General features: G+C 36.3%; 19 protein-coding genes and 1 tRNA gene. 17 read left to right on the forward strand and 3 right to left on the reverse strand.

What is annotated here, in order from left to right:
• The 8 genes from mshL to CYP64_RS10470 form a co-directional block, all read left to right on the forward strand.
• Window positions 1–1,285, forward strand: a 1,285-nt coding sequence (gene mshL / locus CYP64_RS02065) for a pilus (MSHA type) biogenesis protein MshL (RefSeq protein ID WP_103648491.1), incomplete at its 5' end; no start/stop codon positions are given.
• The gene (locus CYP64_RS02070) at window positions 1,278–2,105 is read left to right on the forward strand and encodes an ATP-binding protein (protein ID WP_054196616.1); all 828 of its coding nucleotides are present in this window, start codon (window positions 1,278–1,280) and stop codon (window positions 2,103–2,105) included. The genes mshL and CYP64_RS02070, both read left to right, overlap by 8 nt.
• Window positions 2,098–2,979, forward strand: a complete 882-nt coding sequence (locus tag CYP64_RS02075; RefSeq protein ID WP_103648492.1) for a transformation system protein — start codon at window positions 2,098–2,100, stop codon at window positions 2,977–2,979. The genes CYP64_RS02070 and CYP64_RS02075 overlap by 8 nt, the downstream gene beginning before the upstream one ends.
• Window positions 2,976–3,515 carry a hypothetical protein gene (locus CYP64_RS02080; protein ID WP_103648493.1) on the forward strand — a complete coding sequence of 180 codons (540 nt, stop codon included), beginning with the start codon at window positions 2,976–2,978 and terminating at the stop codon, window positions 3,513–3,515. Before CYP64_RS02075 ends, CYP64_RS02080 begins: the two co-directional genes overlap by 4 nt.
• A 9-nt stretch (window positions 3,516–3,524) precedes the next feature.
• Window positions 3,525–5,276, forward strand: a complete 1,752-nt coding sequence (locus CYP64_RS02085; RefSeq protein ID WP_054196613.1) for a GspE/PulE family protein — start codon at window positions 3,525–3,527, stop codon at window positions 5,274–5,276.
• Window positions 5,273–6,511, forward strand: a complete 1,239-nt coding sequence (locus CYP64_RS02090; RefSeq protein WP_103648494.1) for a type II secretion system F family protein — start codon at window positions 5,273–5,275, stop codon at window positions 6,509–6,511. The genes CYP64_RS02085 and CYP64_RS02090 overlap by 4 nt, the downstream gene beginning before the upstream one ends.
• 21 nt (window positions 6,512–6,532) lie before the next feature.
• Complete coding sequence (locus CYP64_RS02095) at window positions 6,533–7,033, forward strand: PAS domain-containing protein (RefSeq protein WP_103648495.1); 501 nt, start codon at window positions 6,533–6,535, stop codon at window positions 7,031–7,033.
• Window positions 7,034–7,527: 494 nt separating this feature from the next.
• On the forward strand, window positions 7,528–8,289 hold the full coding sequence (locus CYP64_RS10470) for a methyl-accepting chemotaxis protein (RefSeq protein WP_440130141.1): 762 nt from the start codon (window positions 7,528–7,530) through the stop codon (window positions 8,287–8,289).
• A 41-nt stretch (window positions 8,290–8,330) separates the two neighbouring features.
• Here CYP64_RS10470 and CYP64_RS02105 read toward each other — a convergent pair whose 3' ends face one another.
• The 3 genes from CYP64_RS02105 to CYP64_RS02115 all read right to left on the reverse strand — a co-directional run bounded on the left by CYP64_RS02105 (window position 8,331) and on the right by CYP64_RS02115 (window position 10,426).
• Window positions 8,331–8,828, reverse strand: coding sequence for a SixA phosphatase family protein (locus CYP64_RS02105; RefSeq protein WP_103648497.1), 498 nt, complete (start codon window positions 8,826–8,828; stop codon window positions 8,331–8,333).
• Window positions 8,825–9,637 (reverse strand): ferritin-like domain-containing protein, encoded by an 813-nt coding sequence (locus CYP64_RS02110; RefSeq protein WP_103648498.1) that lies wholly within the window; start codon window positions 9,635–9,637, stop codon window positions 8,825–8,827. The genes CYP64_RS02105 and CYP64_RS02110 overlap by 4 nt, the downstream gene beginning before the upstream one ends.
• 108 nt (window positions 9,638–9,745) lie before the next feature.
• Window positions 9,746–10,426 (reverse strand): NlpC/P60 family protein, encoded by a 681-nt coding sequence (locus tag CYP64_RS02115; protein WP_103648499.1) that lies wholly within the window; start codon window positions 10,424–10,426, stop codon window positions 9,746–9,748.
• A gap of 141 nt (window positions 10,427–10,567) precedes the next feature.
• Between CYP64_RS02115 and murA the strand changes: the two genes are divergently transcribed.
• From murA to speA, 9 genes are all read left to right on the forward strand, one after another.
• Window positions 10,568–11,836, forward strand: coding sequence for a UDP-N-acetylglucosamine 1-carboxyvinyltransferase (murA, locus tag CYP64_RS02120; RefSeq protein ID WP_103648500.1), 1,269 nt, complete (start codon window positions 10,568–10,570; stop codon window positions 11,834–11,836).
• A 2-nt stretch (window positions 11,837–11,838) separates the two neighbouring features.
• Window positions 11,839–12,999: a molybdopterin molybdotransferase MoeA gene (locus CYP64_RS02125; RefSeq protein WP_103648501.1), complete on the forward strand. Its 1,161-nt coding sequence runs from the start codon at window positions 11,839–11,841 to the stop codon at window positions 12,997–12,999.
• Between the two features lie 50 nt (window positions 13,000–13,049).
• Window positions 13,050–13,124, forward strand: a tRNA-Gly gene (locus CYP64_RS02130).
• 65 nt (window positions 13,125–13,189) lie between these two features.
• Window positions 13,190–13,996, forward strand: coding sequence for a flagellar basal body P-ring formation chaperone FlgA (gene flgA / locus CYP64_RS02135; RefSeq protein WP_103648502.1), 807 nt, complete (start codon window positions 13,190–13,192; stop codon window positions 13,994–13,996).
• Window positions 13,993–14,544: a UbiX family flavin prenyltransferase gene (locus CYP64_RS02140; RefSeq protein WP_103648503.1), complete on the forward strand. Its 552-nt coding sequence runs from the start codon at window positions 13,993–13,995 to the stop codon at window positions 14,542–14,544. The genes flgA and CYP64_RS02140 overlap by 4 nt, the downstream gene beginning before the upstream one ends.
• Complete coding sequence (gene coaD, locus CYP64_RS02145) at window positions 14,541–15,011, forward strand: pantetheine-phosphate adenylyltransferase (RefSeq protein WP_012001782.1); 471 nt, start codon at window positions 14,541–14,543, stop codon at window positions 15,009–15,011. Before CYP64_RS02140 ends, coaD begins: the two co-directional genes overlap by 4 nt.
• A gap of 1 nt (window position 15,012) precedes the next feature.
• Complete coding sequence (tmk, locus tag CYP64_RS02150; protein WP_103648504.1) at window positions 15,013–15,600, forward strand: dTMP kinase; 588 nt, start codon at window positions 15,013–15,015, stop codon at window positions 15,598–15,600.
• Window positions 15,601–15,631: 31 nt separating this feature from the next.
• Window positions 15,632–16,858, forward strand: coding sequence for a histidine--tRNA ligase (hisS, locus tag CYP64_RS02155; RefSeq protein WP_103648505.1), 1,227 nt, complete (start codon window positions 15,632–15,634; stop codon window positions 16,856–16,858).
• Window positions 16,855–18,690 carry a biosynthetic arginine decarboxylase gene (speA, locus tag CYP64_RS02160; protein WP_103571317.1) on the forward strand — a complete coding sequence of 612 codons (1,836 nt, stop codon included), beginning with the start codon at window positions 16,855–16,857 and terminating at the stop codon, window positions 18,688–18,690. Before hisS ends, speA begins: the two co-directional genes overlap by 4 nt.
• The last annotated feature ends 3 nt before the right edge of the window (window positions 18,691–18,693 follow it).

Genomic DNA, 18,693 nt, shown 5'->3' on the forward strand with positions numbered 1-18,693 from the left:
TATCAGAAATATGAGTCTTAGCGAAGTTTTTGACCTGCTTTTAAGTGAGAAAAATTTAAGCTACGAGTTTTCAAATAATGTATTAAAAATTTCATCTTTAAAAACTCAAATTTTTAAACTAGATTATATAACTTCTATTAGAGAAGGAACTGCTGTCACCCAAGCTTCAGTGGATGCCACTCCATCTGAAATTTCTAGTGGTTCAAGTAGTAGCGATAATTCCCAAGATGATAGCTCTCAAGGCTCAAGCAACCTTATAAAAACTACTGAGAGGTTTGACTTTTGGGAAAAACTAGATGCTGAGCTTAAAGCTATTTTAAATAATAGTAGCGAACATATCACAGCACCTGATCCTATCATAAATCAAAACGCAGGCCTTATCACTGTTACGGCCACTCCTTCTCAACTTAAGCGTGTCGAAAAATATATAGATGAAATGCAAAAAAGACTAAAAAAACAAGTAATTATTGATGTTTCCATTATTTCAGTTGAGTTAAATAATGAATACAAACAAGGCGTTGACTGGAGTAAATTTGAACTTGGGTTTAATACATACATTGGTAATTCAAGAAATAATCCTAGCTCAAGTGCTACTTGGACAAATAAAGGCAATAGCCTAAGTGATGGATTTGGACGTACATTAAATATTGCAGCTAATTTAAATTTTAGCCTTGATGGAATGATAAATTTTCTTGAGACAAATGGAAAGACAAAGGTTATATCAAGCCCAAAAGTAACAACACTTAATAATCAGCAAGCACTAATCTCAGTTGGTGATAACATAAACTACCGTGTTCAACAAAAAACTGACAATGGAAACAGCAATAGTGATAGGCTAACGACTACCTACAAACAATACTCTGTTTTTATAGGCATATTATTAAATTTACTACCAGAAGTCTCTGATAATAACAAAATCATGCTTCGAATCAATCCATCGCTTAGTAACTTTAAATACGCTGAAGATGATACAAGACAAAATGCGTTAAGAGAGATTGCTCCAGATACGGTGCAAAAGAAGCTATCAACTGTTGTTCAAGTTGATAGCGGTGATACTATTATTCTTGGTGGATTAATAGGCCAGACAAAGGGTAAAAATAATACTTCCGTACCTCTTCTTTCTGATATCCCACTTATAGGTGGCGTCTTTAAAAGTACAAGAGACAATATAAAAACAACAGAGCTTATCTTTGTCATCACTCCTCATGTAGTTGATTTTGACAAAAAAAAGCCACTTAATCAATCATTAAAAGACTTAGGTTTTTCTAAAACGATCTATGAATAACAAGAATATTTATACGGATATAAAAGATATCTTTATCAACGAAGACGAAGTAGCTGATTTTGTTAATTTAGATAACTCAATCACTTGTTACAATAAGATCGTCTCGGCTCTAAAAAAGCCACTAAAGCTTATACTTTTTTATGGTAAGCCTGGTAGCGGAAAGACTTTTTTGTTAAACAAGATAGCCTCTGATCTTCAAAAGGACAAAAAATTAATTTTTTTCCCGCATCCTTTTTTTAGCGAGGCTACATTTATAGAAGCTCTTTGTGAAGATATATACGGAAATAAGCTTGATAATATAAATAATTTTGAAAGTTTTGTCGCACACTACTCAAAAGAATTTAAAAATAAAGATGAAATTTTACAAAACCAAATAGTTGTTATCCTAGATGAAGCACAACTTTATCCTACTGAATTGATCGAAAAAATAAGGCTAATGGCCGATACAAGATTATTTAAATTTCTATTTACGATTCATAAAACTGAAAATGAAGATGTGTTAGCAAAGGACTATTTTCAAACTAGAATTTGGGAGAGTATAGAGCTTGGAAGTGCAAACACGAATGAAATCATAGTCTATTTACAAAGAAAAATAGGACAAAAGGGTTACGATAAATACCTAAATTTTCAGAAAAAAGACTATGACAAAGCCTATGAGCTTTGTTGTGGAAATCTGCGCACACTAAATAAAATTATGTATAAATTTTATGAAATTTGTGAATATTACGAACAAAATCAGCCATCAAAATTAAGTAGCGAGGATGCAAATATTAAAATTTTGACAATGTCTGCACTTGATACAGGAATAATTCATGCTTGAATTACAAGAAATTCAAAGACTAGAAAAGCTCTATGAAGAGTACGAAAAAAAGAATAAAAATAGTCTTTTAAAATTGTTATCACATAAAAAGCTAGGTCTTTTAATAATTACAATCTTGCTAATTGCTTTTATCTTTGGTGGTGCTTTTTTATTTTTCTCAAATGCTAAAAACAAAAAAGAGACAACTATTACTCCAGCTTTAATTGAGAAAAATTTGACAATACAAACAGATATAAAAGAAAAAAACATAACCTTTGCTGAAACCAATATCAGCAAAAATATTTTAGAAGATGGCAAACAAAAAAGCGAGCAGGCAAAAGAGAGGTTTGAATCAGATAAAAAACAAGATGAGCTCGCTGAGAAAATAGCTAAAAAGCTAGAACAATCCATAAAGCTAAATGAAGATAATAAAGAGCAGGCATCAGATAAAAAACAAAGAAGTGGTGGCGGTTGGCTAAAACTAAATTTACCAACTGAAAATGAAAATATACAAAATGAACAGCCTCTACCAAATGAAGAGATAATAGAACTAGAACCAAAGGCAAAGCCAAAAATTGATATTCAAATTTCAAGTGAAAACAATGAAATTTCTATGCTAAAAGAAAATTTTAATAAAAATAAAAATCCAGAAATCGCCCTTAAAATAGCAAGAAAATGCTATCAAGATAAAAGATATAGCGACACTATAAAATGGGCACTGTCGGCAAATAATTTAGATAGTAGCATTGAGGAGTCTTGGGTCATGTTTGCTAAGGCAAAATATATGCTAAAGCAAAAAGATGACGCATTGCATGCATTAGAAGAATATAATAAAAATAAAAATAAGCCCGAGATAAATGAGCTAATAAATAAGATAAAAAGTGATACCTTGTGAAATTTTTGCTTATTATATTTTTATCATTAAATGCCTTTGCGCTTGGAACGGCTGATATTAAAAGTTATTTTGAAAAAGCCGAATATCCTAAAATTTGTAATCAAAAAATACAAGATCTTTTAAAAGATTCACAAAATGAAGAATTTCTTAATATCTTTGGCATATCTTGTTTAAAAACAAATGATATAGATAGGCTCGCTCTTCCAGCAAGCAAACTATCAAAAACGCAAAGCTCAAGAGAGAATGCAGCATATTTTGCAGACATATTGCTTAAAAAAAAGCTATTGCTTCATGCTATCTTGGATGGGGCTGATATAAGCTATATTAGACTTCCAAAGAGCGATTACATTCTTTCATTTATATTTGATAAATTTGTCAAAAAAGAATACATTGAGGAGCTTGGCGTATTTATTTTTGAAGAGCCAAATTCAGATACAAGATATGAGCTTAGTGTAATCGTTGGCTCAAATTTTGCAAAAATGATTTTAAAAATTTTTAAAAATGACGATCTTACTTCGCAGATTGAGTATAGATAAAGAGAAGAGATGAATAATTTAGAAAATTTAACGCTAAAAACATTAGAGCAACTTAATAAACTAAATGATGAGCAAATTTTAAAGATTATAGAGATAAAAAAGATAAATGAAAAAAGTCTTTTGGCTATTTTGCTTGAAGAAAATATGCTAGAAGAAGAGATTTTTTTTGAAATTCTATCTGATATTTATAGAAGAGGACACACTGACATTGATGAAATTTCGACTAGTCTTCAGATAGATCAAAAGCGCTTCATTCAATATGTATGTGATAAATTTAAAATTACATTTTTTGATCTTGATGATATAGATATCGACTACCGTATCAGTGAAAAGCTAAGCACCTCACAGCTAAAATCATATAACGCCATACCCGTAAAAGAAGATGAGATAAGCGTTTATGTTGCTTTTAAAAATCCTTTTGATGTGATCATTCAGGATAAAGTTCAAAATTTATTTAACAGAAAGCTATTAAAAGTAGCTTGTGCCGATCCAGCCCAGATAGAAAAATATATAAATAAAATAGCTCTTAATGAAAGTATAAAAGACGTCATTACAGAGATCAGAAAAGAGCTTTCAAGCTCCAGTAGCCAAGGGCAAAGCACAGAAAGCTCTGGAATTTTAAAGCTAATTGAGATAATTTTAAAAACATCTATTCAAAGCAGAGCAAGCGATATTCATATTGAGCCAACTGAGACAAACTGCATCGTAAGAAGCAGGATAGATGGTATGCTAAGTGAGACATTTATATTTGATAAAGATATCTATCCGCCGATGGTAAGCCGTATGAAGCTACTTTCAAATATGGATATCGCGGAGCGCCGCCGCCCACAAGATGGTAGATTTTCAGCTCAAATTTTAGACAAAGAGTACGATTTTCGTATCTCTACGCTACCTATTTTAAACGGCGAAAGCATAGTTTTAAGAATTTTGGACAAATCAAAAGTTATCATAAACATTGAAGACCTTGGTATGCATCCAGATAACTTTGCTAAATTTAAAAAGAGCATGAAAGCGCCTTATGGCATCATACTAGTTACTGGTCCGACAGGATCAGGAAAAACGACTACACTTTACGGTGCATTAAATGATATAAAAAGTGTAAAAACTAAGATTATTACCGTTGAAGATCCGGTCGAGTATCAGCTAAATATGATCCAACAAGTACATGTAAATGAGAAGGCTGGGCTTACTTTTATCTCAGCTCTTCGCTCTATTTTAAGGCAAGATCCAGACATTATTATGATAGGTGAGATCAGAGATCAAGAGACGCTTAGGATCGCAATTCAAGCGGCACTAACTGGCCACTTGGTTTTTTCTACACTTCATACAAATGATGCTATTAGCGCTTTACCTCGTATGGTTGATATGGGTATTGAGCCATATCTAGTAAGTGGTGCACTAGTTTGCATTGAGGCTCAAAGGCTTGTAAGAAAGCTTTGCCCGTATTGCAAACAAAAAGTCACGCTATCTCAAAAAGCTCTTGATGAGATTAAGAAATTTCTCCCTGAAGATTATCAGTTTTATAAAAGCGTAGGTTGCCAACACTGCTCACAAACCGGATATCTAGGGCGTGAAATGATAAGTGAAATATTATCTATCAGCGATCATATAGCAAGTATCGTAGCAAATAACGCTTCAAAAGAAGAGCTTAAAAAGGCTGCCTATGACGAAGGCTTTATAGATATGTTCCATGATGGCGTTATACGCGCAGCAAATGGTGTAACAACAATCGAAGAAGTATATAGAGTTGCCAAGATATGAAATTTTACGAAATAGAATATATAAAAGATGGCAAACGCCAAAAGATGAGCTTAAAGGCTAATAGCAAAAATGATGTAAAAAATCGTGCAAATATTCAAGGTATGATAGTAAAGATAAAAGAAACTCAGGTTTCAAGTATCAACAATGATTTTTTAGACTTGCAAGAAAAATTTAACAAAATATTCTCTTCTTCAAAAGTAAAAATTCCAGCTCTTGTTGCTACCATAAGGCAACTTAGCGTTATGACTAATGCTGGTATATCAATACATGACGGCATAAAAGAGACAGCAAATGCTACCGAGGATAAAAGGCTAAAAACAATATTTCAAACGCTAGATGAAGACCTAAATCAAGGTGCAAGTTTAACTCAAAGTATAGAAAATTTTCAAGAAGAGCTAGGCGATGTCACTGTTGCCATGGTAAGGCTTGGAGAGAGTACTGGTAACATGGCTGATGCATTATCAAAGCTCGCTTCTATCTTGCAAGAAGTCTGGGATAACCAGCAAAAATTTAAAAAAGCTATAAGGTATCCAATAACCGTAATATGCTCTATAATTTTGGCTTTTATTGTGCTTATGACATCAGTTGTTCCACAATTTCGAGAAATTTTTAGCCAGCTTAATGCCGACCTACCTCTTCCTACTAAAATTTTACTAAACATTGAATACATAATGAGCAATTACGGCATATATATAATAGTTGTTCTTATTGCATTTGCTTTTTTGCTAAAAAAGCAATATTCAAATGATGAAAATTTTAGGGATAAGGTCGATAAATACCTACTAAAAGTCTATCTTGTAGGTAAGATAATATTTTTTGCAAATATGAGTAGATTTAATCTAATATTTACAGAGCTTGTTCGTGCAGGACTTCCTATCGCTGATGCGCTAGATACTGCCGTTGTAACTGTTTCAAATCAAGACATAAGAAATAAGCTAACTGCTGTAAAAGTACTGGTTGGTCGTGGCATAAGCTTAACCGAGGCCTTTAGGCAAACTGGGCTTTATGAGGGTATGCTTATACAGATGATAGGTGCTGGCGAACAAAGTGGTAGCTTAGATGACATGACACAAAAAGTTACTGATTATTATAGAGTGAAATTTAATGATATTATTGATAATATTTCAAACTATATTGAGCCGATACTACTAATATTTATCGCAGCTATGGTGCTTTTGCTCGCCCTTGGTATATTTATGCCAATGTGGGATATGGCAAAAGCTGTTAAAAATTAAATCAACATTTAAAGGAGTAAAATGCCTATAGAAAGAGAATATGGCGTTGATGAGAACGCATTTTTAGTTTCAAAAACGGATACAAAAGGAAGGATCACTTATTGCAACGAGCCTTTTTTAAATATCGTAGGAGTAAAACAAGGTGATCTCTTGGGAAAACCGCACAATATAATAAGACACACTGATATGCCAAGAGTTATTTTCAAGCTACTTTGGGAACGTATACAAAACAAAGAAGAAATGTTTGCTTTTATTAAAAATAAAACTCTTAATGGCGGATACTACTGGGTATTTGGAAATATCACCGCCTCTTTAGATCAACAAGATAATGTAGTTGGATATTATTCTGTTAGACGTAAACCAAATCCAAAAGCGATAGAGGTTATAAAACCGCTTTATGCAAAACTACTTGAGCTAGAGCGTGATGGCGGTATCGAGGCATCTAAAAAGTATCTGTTAAATTTCCTTGAGGAAAAATCAACAACCTACGATGAATTTGTAAATAACTTGCAAAGGTTTTAAAGATGTTTAATAAAAAATCAAATGCAATAAACGAAATTTTAAATGTTATCAAATCAGCAAGCAATGGCATACTAGAGCCTCGCATTGTAAACATTAGCGAAAAAGACGATATGTATGAAATAGCCCTTGGCATAAATGATCTACTAGACCAAGTTGAAGCTCTTCAGCGTGAAATTTCTACTTCTATCCAAGCTGCCCAAAACTCAAAAACATACCGAAATATTTTTACCGAAGGATTTAGGGGTTCATTTAAACGAAACGCCATATCTATGAGTAAAGGTGTAACAGGCATAAAAGATGGTCAAAAAAGCAAGGTTAGAGGTATCCTTTCAAGTGAACTTGATAAGCTTGGAAATGGCATAAGTGGCATAAATGAGGTAAGGGATGATCTAAACGAAAGCATCAAAAACCTAAGCCAAACAGCAGTAGATGCCGGCCAAACCGCACAAGTAGCCAAAGAAAATATGTCAAATATCGTAGTACTTAGTCAAAACATGGGACAACTTGACGATCTAGTGCAGAGCTGCACAAATACTGCAAGCATTCTAAGTACTAGAGCTTCTGAGATAAGCTCTGTGCTAAATTTAATAAAAGATATCGCCGATCAAACAAATCTACTAGCTCTTAACGCAGCAATAGAAGCCGCTCGCGCAGGAGAGCATGGACGTGGATTCGCCGTTGTTGCTGATGAGGTTAGAAAGTTAGCCGAAAATACACAAAAAGCTGCAAGCGATATCGAAGTAAACATAAAAACACTTCAGCAAGAAGTAAATGGCATAGACGAAAATTCTAAAAAGATAGATGAAATTTCTAAGCTAACTACACAAAATGTTGAAAATTTCAAAAAGGTGCTAAGTGAGTTTAATATCAATGCTCAAAATACCGCTCAAACATCAAAATATGTTGAAAATAAAACTTTTGCCATAATCGCAAAAATTTTACAAATAGCTTATAAAACTAGAGCATATTCTGATGTGATAAACGAGCAAGGCTATGGCGAAGAGGTAGAAAAACTAGCCGAAAGCCTAACAAACTGGTATGAAAACGAAAATATAAAAGACCATAAGCTTGGCAAGAATTTTACCAAGTCAAAAGAGATGACAGCACTATTAAACAATGAAATAAAAAGTCTGCTTGAGAAATCAGCCAAAGGCTATAGCGAGCAAAATTTAAAATATTTTGTTGAAGAGTTTAAAAAGGTAGAAAAACTTAGCGAGGAAATTTTCGCTTCGTATAATAACATCTTCGAAAAATAAAACTAAGCCAAAGTTTGCTTGTGTGCAAGAACACGAGCAAACTATTTTTGATGTTTTTTAGGATGGTCAAAAAATAAAGCTTTTGCACTACCCTCTTTTAAATTTTTAAACTCACAACTAAACTCGATACAAAAAATTCCTGAAGTTGGGATATTATCGATTGATGAGTCACTTAAATACTCGCAAATTTCAGTTATGCTGGGATTATGCGTAATGATAAAAATTTCGTCCAAATTTTTGTCTAATTTTCTTACAAATTCCAAAAGATTTTCAAAACTTATATCGTAAAGTTCATCTTTTATCTCTATAGATTTTTCTTTAAGTTTTAAAATTTTTGCGATAATTTTTGCTGTTTGTTCGCATCTTTTGGCGCTACTTGAGTAGATGATCTTTGGCATTACGTCGTACATTTTTAGCCTGCTTGCCATGAATTTTGCATCATCTTTTCCTTTTTGGCTAAGCTCTCTTAAAGCATCTTTTGCGCTATCTTTGTTCTCTTCGACCGCTTTTGCGTGCCTTATGAAATAAATTTTACTCATGATCTCTCCTTTGAGAAATTCTTTATTTGCCAAAGCTCTTCTTCACTAAAACCTGCTTTGAGCCGGTCTTTTTCGTTGATCTCTCTAACATTTTTAAAGGAATTTGGATATAGATTTAAAATAATATCAAAGTAGCTCTTCTCATCGATACCCTCTTTTTTGCAAGCAAATTTAAACCACTTATCACCTTTACAAACGTGAGAAACCTCCTCTTTTAAAATGACTTTTAGGCACTCTATAAGCTCTTCATTGCCACCCTCGCCTTCTAGTCTTTTGATGATATGAGCATTTGCGTCAAGGCCATTTGCCTCCATATATCTTGGCAGCAATGCCATTCGGCTAGTGAGGCTATCTGAAGTCTTTTGAAGTGCAATAAAAAGGCCATCATGCACGCTTAGTTCGCCATATCTGCCGCCCTGTTTTAATAGTAAATTTTCTATCATACAAAAGTGTCTGATCTCATCCTCAGCCACCTCCAGCCAGTCCTCGTAAAACTCCCTTGGCAGCCCTCTAAATCTATAACAAGCATCAAGCGCGATGTCAATGGCGCTAAATTCAATATGTGCGACTGAGTGAATGAAATTTAAATTTTTGTCTTTTGGCTTAACCTTTTTGTTTAGCTCTTTCATACTAATGACATCGCAAAAAGGAGCATAGCTAGGACTTGTTAGCTGATTTGGTTTTAACTTTTCGTCAAAATCTATATCAAAATCTTTTTTAAATTTTTCAAAGAACAGCTCAAATTTTAAAAACTTAAGCCCAATCTCGCTTTCATTTAAAATTTTCCAAATTTCATCAAAAAAATTCATATTTTCTCTTTATCTAAATCTACATTTACAAGTGTAAATTTATATAAATAATGCTTAAAATTTGAGCCTAGTATTTGTTTTAAAAGGTTTTTAGTAAAAATTTCTGATTTATTTTGCTTTGCCATATCCAGCAAATCTATTTGCTGCCAAGCAACTTGAATTTGAGCATCTTACAAGGTAGCTATTTATCTCTTGATTTCCTTTTAGATGCACATTTTTTTGTTTTAGATTCATATAGCTATGAATTATCTTTCCGCCAGAATTATGTATAAATTTTACCGTCTCATCGCCAAGCACAGCTGTAACTATGCCAACATGAGTGATATTTTTCTTATCTTTATTTTTTTGAACGCCCTTACCAAGAGTATTTGAGAAAAATACAAGATCACCTATTTTTGGATTTTTATGAGTAATTAAATTTTTACTTTCATAAAAATTATAGATCGCTTTTGACTTTCTGCCGCCATTATCGTAGTAGCGATTTATTGTCTTTTCATCAAAATACATATTTTGATACTTTGCATTTACGATAGAAACAAATCCTGAACAATCACCGCCAGCTCTTGTATTTATGTATTTTTTAAAAAAAGAACCAAATTTTTTATCTTCTCTATCATTATCTTCATCTATGATTTCACCAATCATTTGCTCGCTAAAATCAACACTTGAAGTTACGGTTTGATTTGTTTCATTTTGCGGAGTTGTCGGTTGATTAGAGGTAAAAGAACAACCTGTAAAAAATATAATGCTAAGAATAAAAAAGATTTTTTTATTTATTGAATTTGACATATTTATATCCAAAATTTTAGTATTTGCAATTTTAACTTTTAAACGTAAATGAACCGGAAATAGTGCTTTGCTTTCTTTATTCTAAGTTAAAAAGCAATATAATATCGGCAAAAAACATATTTTCTTAAGGCAAAAAAAACAATGATGCACTATTTAAAGATAAAAGGAAATGCAAAACTAAGTGGCGAAGTAAAAATAAGCGGTGCTAAAAATGCTGCTCTACCGATCATCGCCCTAACCTTACTTGCAAAAAAAAGTGTAAATTTAACAAATATCCCAAATGTCGCTGATATAAAAACGCTTTGCCAACTGCTAACTAATCTAGGAGCAAAGTGTGAATTTAAAGATGAAAACTCGCTAATTATCGACACTAGCAGTGTAAATTCGACAACGGCAAACTACGACATTGTTAGAAAGATGCGCGCTTCTATCTTGACGCTTGGTCCGCTTCTAGCGCGCTTTGGACACTGCGAAGTGAGCCTACCTGGAGGATGTGCGATCGGACAAAGACCTATTGATCTGCATTTAAATGCACTCGAAAAAATGGGAGCAAATATCGAAATAAAGCAAGGCTATGTCGTCGCAACAGCACCAAATGGACTAAAAGGTGCAAAGATCGTTTTTGACAAGATCACTGTAACTGGCAGCGAAAACATCATCATGGCAGCAGCTCTAGCACACGGCACGACAGAACTTTTTAACGTCGCACTTGAGCCTGAAGTAGTGCAAATTTGTGAAATTTTAGCAAGTAGTGGCGTAAAGATCGAAGGCATCGGCACAAGCGAACTAAAGATCACTGGTAGCGGTCAAAAACTACTTGAAATTTGCGATATCGAAGTAATTCCAGATAGGATCGAGGCTGGCACATACCTTTGCGCTGGCGCCATAACAAATAGCAAAATTTCAGTCACTAATGCAAATGCTGCGCATATGACAGCCATCTTAAACAAATTTGAAGAGATGGGCTTTATCATCGAAGTAGAAGGCGATAAGATCACGATATTGCCAGCCAAAGAGATAAAACCAGTAGAGATAAGAACAACTGAATATCCTGGCTTTCCTACGGACATGCAAGCCCAGTTTATGGCACTTTGCCTTGCGGCAAACGGTGTTAGCACAATAGATGAGAGACTTTTTGAAAACCGCTTTATGCACGTCAGTGAACTAGCTAGAATGGGCGCTGACATCCGCCTAAATGGCCACATCGCAAGCGTTTACGCCCCTGCAAATTTAAATGCAGCAGACGTGATGGCAACTGACCTTAGAGCTAGCTCAGCCCTAATACTAGCCGCTCTCATCGCAAATGGCGAGAGCTTGGTGCATAGAATTTACCACCTCGATAGAGGCTATGAGAGGCTGGAAGAGAAATTTAAAAGCCTTGGGGCAAAAATCGTTAGGCTTGAGGAGTAAAAATGCTAGTAAATGAGGCACTTGAGGCTTTAAAAGCTAAATTTAAACCAAAAAATGAGAGTGAAATTTTACCTCTTAGTGATGCTCTTGGTAAAACATTAGCAAATGATGTGATGGCCGTCAAAGATCTGCCTTGCTTTGACAACTCAGCACTTGATGGATTTGCAGTCAAATTTGATGAAAAAGATGAGTCTTATAAGATCATCGCAAGCGCCTTTGCAGGCGACAAAGAGCAGCTAGCTATCAGCAAAAACGAGTGCGTGAAGATAATGACAGGTGCTAAGATGCCAAAGGGTGCTGACACGGTCATGAGGTTTGAAGACTGCATCGTTGAGGGCGAGTTTGTAAAAGCGCCAGAGAAGCTTAAAAAAGGTGATGCCTACCGCTTTAAAGGTGAAGAGGCAAAAATAGGCGAAATTCTCCTAAAAAGTGGTGAAATTTTAAACACTAGAAGCGTGATGATGTTAGCGGCTCAGGGCATAAGCTTTATAGATGTAAAAAAGCAGCCAAGCATTGCAGTTTACTCAAGCGGAAACGAGATCATCGAGCCTTGGCAAAGAGCGAGCGAAGATGAAATTTACAACGCAAATGCCTTTGGCATCACCGCACTTTTAAGCTCCATAGGTCAAAAAAGCTCATATCTTGGCATTATAAAAGATGAGTTAAGCGCCGTAAAAAAGGCATTTTTAAACGCTGCAAACTACGACATTGTTATCTGCTCTGGCGGAGCAAGCGCTGGCGAGGCCGACTTTATGAAAATAGCTCTAAGTGAGCTTGGATACAGCGAAATTTTCTCACATCTTGACATAAGGCCTGGCAGACCTTGCAAGGCTTATGAAAAAGATGGCAAGCTTGTCTTTGTGCTCCCTGGAAATCCAATGGCAGCATATCTATGCCTAATGATGCTTGTTTTACCACTTTTAAAAGACGAATGTTTTGTGACGCAAAAAGCAGTAAATGGTGAAAATTTAAAGGTAAAATCTGGCAGAGCAAATGCGGTTTTTGGCAATGTAACTGATGGTAAATTTATAGCAACTGACGGTGGAAAATATGGCTCAGGCATGATAAAACATATATTAAAGAGTGATTTTGTGTTGATAACTAGCCCAGATCAAAGTGAAATTTTGAAAAATGATGAAATTTCACTAATAAAACTTCCATAATCCTTGACAAATGAAAAACAATCTGTTAAAATACGGACTTCATTTTGATTGCGGGAATAGCTCAGGGGTAGAGCACAACCTTGCCAAGGTTGGGGTCGCGAGTTCGAATCTCGTTTCCCGCTCCATCTTTTTATTACTCATTTTTTTATTTTCAACAAAACTTTTTGCAAATGAAGTCAGCATCTATCCGATGTATTGCATCATAAATGATCAAATTTCACTTCGCACGCTCGGCTTTGACGGCGAAGATAACGAAATTTTAAACTTAGAGGGCATGAGAGCGGCCAAGATAGACAGCAAAAGACTCTATGAAATTTTAACTTCAAATTTTAAAACATATAAAGATAAAAGCGGCGGAAGCGTAGTTTTTGTAAAAAACTGCTATATCATGGATGAGATTCAAATGCAATTTTTAAGATCAATTAGCGATGAATATCCTGGTATCAGCATAAGTGATCTTAGCATCAGTCCACAAAATAAACTTCCAGCAAATTTTAAAGAGCTCGTCCTAAAAAATATATTTTTAAGCGATCAAAATAGCCAAAAAGGCGTCTTTAGAGCCTCATTTGAGGATGTTGATTTAAGTTTAAAAAGCCTTTATTTTAAATTTAGCTTTAACGCCAAAATGCCAGTTTTCATAGCAATAAATTCAATGAATACAAACCATATTTTAAGCCTGCTTGACTATCAGCCAACGATGATTGAGTTTGGCAAATGGCCAAAAGATGCACTTTCTAGCTCAAATAGCTTGGCTCTTATAACAAAAGTGCAGATAAAAAGTGGTGAAATTTTAACCAAACGCCAGTTTAACGCCGTTAGCCTTGTAAAAAAAGGCGATATGATAAATGCAGTTTTGATTGAAGGTGGCGTTAATATAATCGCTGAAGTAAAGGCACTTGAGGATGGAAATTTAGGCGATATGATAAAGATAAGAACAAAGGATAATAAAATTTTAGAAGCCACGGTTTCTGGCAAAGGACAGGCGATAATAAGATGAGAAAGATAGTTTTTGCAGCCACTGGAGCAAGCGGGGCTAGACTCTTTTTAAAGCTTGTCAAGGCTGCCAAAGATAGTTGCGAGGCGCACGTCATAGTTAGTAAAAATGCCATGAAGGTTTTGGAGGCTGAAGAAAATTTGAAGCTAAATTTAAATGATCTTGGCGTGAAAATTTATGATGATCAAGACCTTAGCGCGGGCCCAGCATCAGGCTCATTTGGCACGGATGCTATAATCATAGCGCCCTGCTCTACCAACACGCTAGCAAAAGTTGCAAACGGCATAAGCGACACGCTCATCACAAGGGCCGCAAGTGTCGCGCTAAAGGAGAGGCAAAGGCTAGTTTTGGGAGTTAGAGAGATGCCGTTTTCCACGATCACGCTTTCTCAGATGCAGCTTCTCTCATCTCTTGGAACTATCATCGCACCGCCAGTTTTAGGCTACTACGCAGGCATAAAGAGCCTTCATGATATGGAAAATTTCATCATTGGCAAGTGGCTTGATGTTTTAAAAATTGAAAATAATCTTTACAAAAGGTGGCAAATTTGAAAAAATCTTGCATCTATCCAGGTACATTTGATCCCATCACAAACGGCCATTTAGACGTCATCATAAGGGCAACAAAAATTTTTGACAAGGTAATCGTCGCAGTCGCAAAAAGTGACAGCAAACAGCCGATGTTTGCACACGAAAAACGCATCGAAATGGCAAAAGAAGCAGTTTGCGAGCTAAAAAACGTAAGCGTTCTTGGCTTTGATAACTTGCTTGTTGATTTTGCTAAATCGCACGGCATAAATACCGTCATCAGGGGGCTTCGCGCGGTTAGTGACTTCGAGTACGAGCTACAAATCGGCTATGCAAACGCTGCACTTTGGGATGAATTTGAGACGGTTTATCTTATGCCAAGCTTAAATAACGCCTTCATCTCAAGCTCGATCGTCCGCTCAGTCTTGCGCCACGACGGCGATGTGAGCAACCTAGTGCCAGCAAAAATTCTAAAAAATTTAAAGGCGTAAAATGTATGTTTTGTTTGAAGGCATTGACGGCGTTGGCAAGAGCACACAGATAGAAATTTTAGCTTCTAAATTTAGTGATGCCATCGTCACAAAAGAGCCAGGCGGCACGCAGCTTGGTGAAAATTTACGAGAAATTTTACTAAGCTCGAGCATAAAAATCGGCAAAAGAGCTGAAATTTTACTCTTTTTAGCCGATAGGGCCGAGCATTTTGAAAAGCTAGTCGCTCCAAATTTAAGTAAGCTCATTTTAAGCGACAGAGGCTTTATCTCAGGCATCGCCTACGCTTTGGCAAATGATGAAAGCTTAGATGAAAACGTGCTTTTAGAGCTTAATAAATTTGCACTAAATGATAAATTTGCAGATAAGATAGTCTTTTTTGAAGCAAGCCATGAGCTTATAAGCACGCGCTTAAAAAGTAGAGGCACAAGCGATAAGATCGAGGCTCGTGGGCTAGAGTATCTTTTAAAAGTGCAAAGCCTGATGAAGCAAATTCTTATCAAAAACGGCTTTAAAACGCTTTTTGTAGACGCATCTAAAAGCATAGAGCTAATTTCAAAAGAAATAGAAAATTTTATAAATTTTAAGTAAAATCACAAAAAATAAAAAAAAGGATAATGCGATGATAACGGCACTTCGTGGCATGAAAGATATGCTTCCAGCTCGCGCGAAACTTTACGCACAGATAATCAAAACCTGCGAGGAAGTCGCAAAAAACTACGGATATGAGCAAATTTTAACCCCGCACCTAGAGGAGACAGCACTTTTTAAAAGAAGTGTCGGCGAGAGTAGCGACATCGTGGGCAAAGAAATGTATCAGTTTGAAGACAAAGGCGGCAACGACGTTTGCTTGCGTCCTGAAGGCACTGCTGGCGTGGTTAGAGCGTTTATCGAGGCAAAACTTGATAGGGCAAATGTGACAAAACGCTGCTTTTATCACGGTTCGATGTTTCGCTATGAGCGCCCACAAAAAGGCCGTTTAAGAGAGTTTCACCAGTTTGGCTGCGAGTGCTTTGGCGAGGGCAGTGTTTACGAGGACGCGAGCATTATTTTGATGGTGAGCGAAATTTTTAACAGACTAAATATAAAAACAACCCTAAAGATAAACTCCCTTGGCAACGAGAGCTCGATGAAGTCTTACAAAGAAAAGCTCGTCAAATTTTTAGATGAAAACGACGATAAAATTTGCGAAGACTGCAAAAGACGTAAGCTCTTAAACCCTATCCGCGTGCTTGACTGCAAGGTAGAAAGCTGCCAAGAAATTTACAAAAACGCTCCAGTGATCACTGATAGCCTAAGCGACGAAGCGCAGGCTGATTTTGCAAAACTGCAAGAAATTTTAACAGCAAATGGCATTAAATTTGAGATAGACACTAAGCTAGTTCGTGGGCTAGACTACTACTGCAAGACAGCGTTTGAGTTTATAAGCAACGAGATCGGCTCTCAAAGCGCGGTCGCAGGTGGTGGCAGATACGATAGACTAGTCGAGTACCTTGGCGGTAGAGCAAGTTATGGCGTTGGATTTGCGATGGGCGTTGAGAGGATAATGGAAATTTTAGGTGAAGCTGAAGATGAGCGAGCCGGAGTTTATCTTTGCGCGCTTGATGTGCCAAATTTAGATTTTGTCTATGCGCTTGGCTCAAAACTTCGCAAAAAATATCAGGTTGAAATTTCTTATGAAGCCAAAAAACTTCAAAAACATCTGCAAAATGCCGACACAAAAAAGGCAAAAATTTTCCTTTGCGTGGGCGAAAATGAGATGAAAGAGAATAAAATTTGGTATAAAAATTTAGAAACAAAAGACGAAAAAACGATAAATTTAGATGAGCTTGAAAAGGAGCTGGGATGAATGATTTTGGACTTAGCATTTGGGGTAATTCAAATTTTGTTATAGAAGATGGCAAAGTCTGTATAAATGCAGCCAGCAAACCAGCGATCATTGACATCGTAAAAGAGATAAGAGACGATGGATACAGAGGACCGCTACTCCTTCGTTTTCCGCATCTTATCCAAAAGCAGATCGAGCAGATCCACGCAAGCTTTGCAAAAGCAAAGAAAGAATTTGCCTACAAAGGCAGCTTTAATGCCGTATTTCCACTTAAAGTGAATCAATATCCTGGCTTTGTAAAAAATTTAGTCCGCCTTGGCAAGCCCTATAACTACGGCCTTGAGGCTGGTAGCAAGGCTGAGCTACTTCTAACGATGGCTTATAACAACGACAAAGCACCTATAACGGTAAATGGATTTAAAGATAAAGAGATGATAAACATAGGCTTTATCGCTGCTGAGATGGGGCATAATATCACGCTAACGATCGAGGGCTTAAACGAGCTTGAAGCGATAATCGCCATCGCAAAAGAGCGCTTTAAACCAAAACCAAAGATCGGACTTAGAGTAAGACTGCACTCGACAGGATCAGGACTCTGGGCAAAAAGTGGAGGCATACACTCTAAATTTGGCCTAACATCAACCGAGCTAATAGAAGCTGTAAAGATGCTAAAAAAGGCAAATTTACTTGAAAATTTCACAATGATACATTTTCACATCGGCTCTCAAATAAGCGAGATCCACCCGCTCAAAAAGGCTCTCATCGAGGCTGGCAACATCTACGCTGAGCTTAGAAAAATGGGTGCCTCAAATTTAAAAGCGATAAATTTAGGCGGTGGTCTTGCGATCGAGTACTCGCAGTTTAAAGAGGAGAGCAGCAGAAACTATACGCTAAACGAATACGCAAACGACGTTGTTTATATGCTTAAAACCATAAGCGAGCAAAAAAAGGAGATCGAGCCAGATATCTTCATAGAGTCAGGTCGCTACATCGCCGCTTCTCACGCACTTTTGGTCGCTCCTGTGCTTGAGCTATTTTCTCAAGAATACACCGAAGAGAAGCTAAATTTAAAGAAAAACAATCCAAATTTAATAACCGAGCTAGTTGATCTTTATAAGTCAATCAAGCCTTCAAACGCCCTAGAGTACCTGCACGACGCCATCCACCACACTGAGAGCATCCTCACGCTTTTTGATCTAGGCTATGTCGATCTGCAAGATAGGTCAAACGCAGAGGTGCTTTTAAGGCTCATTAGTAAAAAGGCTGTCGTGATGCTTGGCAACAAGAGCAACTCAAGTGATCTAACTAAAATTCAAAAAGAGGTTCAAGAGAGATACCTGCTAAATTTCTCGATCTTTCAAAGCTTGCCAGACTTTTGGGGACTAAAGCAAAATTTCCCTATCATGCCGCTTGACAGGCTCGATGAACGCCCTACCCTGCCAGCTTCGATCTGGGATATCACCTGCGATAGCGACGGCGAGATCAGCTATGATGACGAGAAAAATCCGCTACTTTTACACGACGTGGATGTGGAGAAGGAGGATTATTTCTTGGGATTTTTCCTAGTTGGCGCATATCAAGAGGTGATCGGCATGAAGCACAATCTCTTTACTCATCCAACAGAAGCTACCGTGGAGATAACAAGCGATGGCTACAAGATCACAAATTTACTAGAGAGCCAGTCGATCCTTGATATCATGGAGGACATGGACTACGATATCTACGAGATCCAAGACACTCTAAATGAGCGCTTAGAAAAATCAACTCTGATAAACGAAACACAAAAGAAGCAAATTTTGGGCGAACTTTATCTATTTTTAAATGACAATAGCTACTTAAAAACAATCAACTAAAAA

Origin of the sequence: Campylobacter concisus, assembly GCF_002913945.1 — a bacterium.
In the GTDB taxonomy this organism is placed as follows: domain Bacteria; phylum Campylobacterota; class Campylobacteria; order Campylobacterales; family Campylobacteraceae; genus Campylobacter_A; species Campylobacter_A concisus_P.